Source organism: Mucilaginibacter flavus (assembly GCF_030409315.1).
Classification (GTDB): Bacteria; Bacteroidota; Bacteroidia; order Sphingobacteriales; family Sphingobacteriaceae; genus Mucilaginibacter; species Mucilaginibacter flavus.
In genome coordinates this window covers 1-5183 of record NZ_JAUFPS010000066.1, presented here as the reverse complement: position 1 = coordinate 5183, position 5183 = coordinate 1, and the positions used below count along the sequence as shown (strand labels likewise).

Genomic DNA, 5183 nt, shown 5'->3' with positions numbered 1-5183 from the left:
ACCATCGTTTTAATCAATAGCTCAAAGAACGGTTTACTGTCTCACGACTGTATTTAATAATAGTTGCGCAACAATCACCTGCGTCGCATAGAGGGGCGGGGAAATAAAAAATGGGATTCACCCTCTATGCGGCTTTAGCCGGAGAGAGGGTCGGCCAGCGAAGCGTTGCCGGGGTGAGTCGCCGCCGATATACAGAGCAGTACCGCAAATTTTACCGCTGATACTTTTACAACATTTTATACCGATAAATTGCATCAATTTGGATTTACACGACGATATCCTCTATTTTGTATCGTTATGAAAAACAGTACAGCCATTACATTCATCCTGTTTATTTTATGCGCGTTGCAAAGCACGGCAAAAGTTAAATCAGCAGATACCCTTTTTGCTAAAGATTTAAAGCCCCTTGGTCGCACCATTATTAATGATAAAAACGGTTTGGAGCTAATTACCTCTGCCGCGCATTTCGGTTTCAGCTTTAAGGGCAACGAATGTGCTGTATACGTAGGCATAGCCAACGCGAGCGAACATAACTATCTGCAATATGAATTAGATGGGGTTTACCAAAAGAAGATCCGTATTGAGGGGAGTTCAAAAGAACCATTAATTATCAAAGCTGCGGGCAACGGCCTGCACCACATCTGGATTTATAAAGCGACGGAGGCACATACCGGGGCTTTAATCTTTTCAAAAATAGCGGCGCATGATGTCAAAAGCCTGGCTATACCCAAATTTCCTTTAATAGAATTTATAGGTAACAGCATTACCTGTGGCGCGGCGGCAGATGACTCAGAAATACCTTGCGGCATCGGCGATTACCACGACCATCATAACGCCTACATGGCTTATGGCCCAAGTGTATCGCGCAAGCTAAATGCAAATTTTGTGTTGGCCAGCGTAAGCGGCTTTGGCATTTACCGTACCTGGAACCGGGATGCGCCATCAATCCCGCTGGTGTATGAAAACACCAACCTACAGGTAAACAGCGCTCAAAAGTGGGATTTTAAAACCTATACCCCAAAAATTGTAAGCATTGCTTTAGGCACCAATGATATGAGCAAAGGCGATGGCAGCGCACGCGCGGCATTTGATACCATTAAATTTGTTAAAACCTTTGTCGATTTTATTAAGGTGGTAAAATCAAAATATCCCAAAGCGCAGATAGCCTTACTATCCAGCCCCATGATGCGGGATGCCTCCAGGGAACTTTTACAAAGGTGCCTCATCAGTATAAAAAAAGAAATCGACACCGCTTACCCAACCGATAAACCAGTTGCCACCTTCTTTTTTGAGCCAATGGACCCACATGGTTGCAGCGGACATCCAAGCGTGGCCGATCACCAGGTTCTGGCGAAGGAACTTGAGCCGTTTTTTGCGGGGCTGTTGAAAAAATAGGATTGGCCGTTTTTTATACAACAGAAGATTTACCTCAACACTAAATTGCTTTTATTTAGGCTATCAGCCAAATCGCCTGTGCGGGCAAATGCCCAGCCTTTGGCTTGCGCCCACTGAATAAAATTTTTAATACGGGCTATGTAAGCTTCGCCTGAATTTTTGGCGACGTAACCGGGGATACCGAATCGCTCTGGTTGGTTAAGATCTGTAAACTCCCATGGGTGAAAATATAGGTTCAGGTAACCATCCTTGCGGTAAGCAGCCGCGCTCATGCTTTTTATTACCGGCATTGGCAAATTATGAAAGCTAAGCCAAAACAACGGAAACCTGATTAGTGGCGATACCGATGCCGGAATCTGCAACACATCGTGGTCATAAAACCAGGTGCGCGGCTTGCTGAAGTTATTGTAACGGCCGGGTATCCAGGTTGGATTAATGGATGAATTGTAGGTATAGCCGGCCTTTTGAATTTCGACCTCGTCAACAGGCATCATCCTCGCCATCCGGAAGCCGGTTACCGGGGTGCCGGATATTTTTTCTAAAGCAAGTTTTGATTCCCTTAAATGCTCGGGCTTAAAATCTGAATGATAATAGCCGTGTGACGCTATCTCGTGGCCTTCGCTCACAATTTGCGCAATTACATCGGGTTGGTTAAGGGCATAGTTGGCTGTACAAAAAAAAGTAGCCTTTATATTAGTTGATCTTAATATCTCCAAAATTGCATGAGTCCCGGTTGTTGAAATACTCAACTGCTCGTCAAAAGGTAATGATTTACCGTACTCAAACGGTAAATCAAACTCTTCAACATCAAATCCTAATAAGATCATTATTTACAGTAACAAAATTGGTAGACCGGACGATATAGTTGGGACGGTGTTTGGATTGCATAAATATTTTACCCACATAAACACCTATAATGCCCAATACCAACAGCTGCAAGCCGCCAAAAAAGGCAACCGTTGCTATAATAGATGCCCAGCCCGAAACGGAGTAGCCTGCAAAATAGCTGATCAAAACATACGGGATATACAAAATAGCTAAAGCCGATACAAACAAACCTATGCCTGTTACCACATAAAGCGGACGCGCGCTAAACGCCATGATACTGCTTACGGCAAGTTTAACCAGGTTAAAAAACGAATAACTTACCTCGCCGGTATGTCTTTTTGAGGGGGTGTATGGTAAGCCTATTTGCCTAAAGCCGGTCCACTTGATAATACCCCTTAAAAACAGCTCATACTCTTCAATGCCTTTTAACTCTTTTACCACCTTAGCGTCCATCAGTCTGAAATCGGCGGTACCGTTTTCCAGCTTAATGTCTGATAGCATGTTAATGCCTTTATAAAACAGTTTTGAAGTGGCTTTTTGGTAAGCTTTAGCATGCGGGTTGGCATTTTTACGATAGGTGTAAACAATATCGTAATCGTCCTCCCAAAAACGCAGCATGGTTAAAATCATTTCGGGCGGATGCTGCATATCGGCATCCATGGTAATAACTGCATCGCCTTTGGCCAGGTTTATGCCTGCTTTAAGAGCGTGATCCTTACCAAAGTTTTTCGAAAGCTCAACATAATACACATTATTATGCATTGCCGCATTGAACTTTATCTCGTTCAGCGTATTGTCGCGACTACCGTCGTCAACAAAAATCACCTCGTATTCATAATTGGTATTGCTTAGCGTTTCGCCAAGCTGCTCAATTAAGAAGCTGATATTTTTTTCCTCGTTATATGCAGGTATAACAATGGAAATTCTCTTTTTTAAATCGTAGATCATTAATAGTTTCAGGACTAAAGTATGACAGGTTACGTGGGCTCAGCTCGTTATATTCTTCGATGCTGAATGCAAATATTTTGTTACAAGGTTAATACGATAAACTGTGTTACAACATTACAACAGGGTTGTAATAAATAAGTAATGGGTAGATAAGGCCCAAAACAAATTCAAATTGTAACCTCGATGTTACAAACATATGTAATAATCACATGATTTTTACAAGCCATTGCACATTTTTTTACTATATGGTAAATAAATGACAAAGAAGCGTTGCAGCAGCTGTTTACGCGATATTAACGTGCTTTTGCCCGGTAAAATTGCGGGTGTAAGTTTCATAAATAATTTTAAGCCAGATTAAAAAACAAGGCAGCGCTTTTAGGCGATACGGCATCACATAATGTACACGCACGTATTTGGGGAAAAGATCTGATGGAGAGAGGCTTGTTAACACCAGCGCTGCCACAAATAAAGTAACATCTAACCAGGTAACCGGGCGCTTTAAATTCATAAACCAGATAGCTACACCGGGGAATGCGATGATATAAGTACTTGACTCGGCCGAGCTGCTGAAAATAACGGTAAAAATTAAGGCCGATGCCAGGATAAGCAATTGATATTCTGTGATCTTATAGCATTTGACCCTCAAATAGGATAGGCCAAAGAGAAGGATAGCCGGTGCAATTACATAAATATTTGCCAGGCCCTGCCAGTTCAATATCTTGCGCAAAAAGCCCATCACGCTGATGCCCTGCATGGTTGATGTAGCGTTTGCATTATTTTTTGCAATCAGGTCGATATACCAATCATGGTAAGTTTGCACAATAAATGCAGGCGATGAAATAAGCATCGGCAACAAAAACAACACTACCGACCAAAAGATGAGGCTGGCAATAAATTTTAGTTTATTATCTGAGAAAAAGAAAAACGCCAGCCCCACAATACCGTAAAGCTTGATAAAAGTACCCAGGGCAATCATAAGCGCGGCCCAAAAATCCTGTTTACGCTTAATAAAGCAAAAACTTAAGATGATTAACCCCGCAACCATAGGGTTACTTTGCAAATTGGCTGATGCGGTTAGTAGTTCATGCGCGCAAATGAGCAAAATCACCACATACTGGTTCTCTTTTAAAGGCAGTAACTGTATAGCCTTAAACAGCACAAAAGCATTAAACATTACCCATAATACAACGCCAACATTATCTGGAAAAAATGTAAAAGGGGCAATGATGAGCGAAAATATTGGTCCGTAATGGTTAAGATCGAAATACTGTTGAGGATAATCGGCAAACAGGTTTTGCTGGTGAATGGTATGTATAAAATTATACTTAAATACCTGGTAGTTGTTGTATGATGCGTGGATCAAAATACCTTTAACCACCATGATAAAGCTTAAGCCAAACCATAAAGAAAACACCAGCGGCTTATTATAAATGAGATTGGAAAGCTTTTTCATTAACAGGATTTAGATAAGCGGCGAATATACAAATACGCCAATTACAAACCCCATTTACAGTAACAAAGATGATACAATTATTATAATAGGACGCCGGGCCGGGAAATAAAACCTTCGCAACATAAATGATACGATGCAATCAAATACTAACCATAAGCAAACGGCGTTTTTCGGGCTGACTCCTTATTATTAAACTATTTGATTGATGAACAAACAAGTTAAACTTGCCCAAATTCGTTATAACACGGATAGCAATGGCCGCGACCAATGCTGGCGCCTGGTTTTAGATGGCGAAGAGATACTGGTAGAAGCCGTAAACATACAAGCCCCTGTTTTTACTTCCCGCGACTGGATAGAACCTATCAACAAATTCAAACACCATATTTCTGTTGAAAGCTGCCATGTGCATGTTGATGACGCTGGGGTGGCGTTGATTACGGCGGGGTAGGATCAAGTATCTAACATTGTTTTTCCCCAATCCCCTCTTGAGAGCAGGGTTGTTGCATTCTAAATATAATAATGTAACTTGATGCAAAAAAAAGCGGATGGAGAAGAGTCT

At 41.7% G+C, this 5183-nt stretch carries 5 protein-coding genes; 2 read left to right on the top strand and 3 right to left on the bottom strand.

All coding sequences use genetic code 11. The features are described from left to right. Positions 1–297: 297 nt before the first annotated feature. On the top strand, positions 298–1395 hold the full coding sequence (locus QWZ17_RS23425; RefSeq protein ID WP_290307750.1) for an SGNH/GDSL hydrolase family protein: 1098 nt from the start codon (positions 298–300) through the stop codon (positions 1393–1395). A 29-nt stretch (positions 1396–1424) separates the two neighbouring features. Here the strand turns inward: QWZ17_RS23425 and QWZ17_RS23420 are convergent, their stop codons facing one another. From QWZ17_RS23420 to QWZ17_RS23410, 3 genes are all read right to left on the bottom strand, one after another. Then, positions 1425–2222, bottom strand: a complete 798-nt coding sequence (locus QWZ17_RS23420) for a polysaccharide deacetylase family protein (RefSeq protein WP_290307749.1) — start codon at positions 2220–2222, stop codon at positions 1425–1427. Further along, complete coding sequence (locus QWZ17_RS23415; RefSeq protein WP_290307748.1) at positions 2203–3171, bottom strand: glycosyltransferase family 2 protein; 969 nt, start codon at positions 3169–3171, stop codon at positions 2203–2205. The genes QWZ17_RS23420 and QWZ17_RS23415 overlap by 20 nt, the downstream gene beginning before the upstream one ends. 283 nt (positions 3172–3454) lie before the next feature. Then, complete coding sequence (locus QWZ17_RS23410) at positions 3455–4624, bottom strand: glycosyltransferase family 87 protein (RefSeq protein ID WP_290307747.1); 1170 nt, start codon at positions 4622–4624, stop codon at positions 3455–3457. A gap of 205 nt (positions 4625–4829) precedes the next feature. Between QWZ17_RS23410 and QWZ17_RS23405 the strand changes: the two genes are divergently transcribed. Next, complete coding sequence (locus QWZ17_RS23405) at positions 4830–5072, top strand: hypothetical protein (protein ID WP_290307746.1); 243 nt, start codon at positions 4830–4832, stop codon at positions 5070–5072. Positions 5073–5183: the final 111 nt, after the last annotated feature.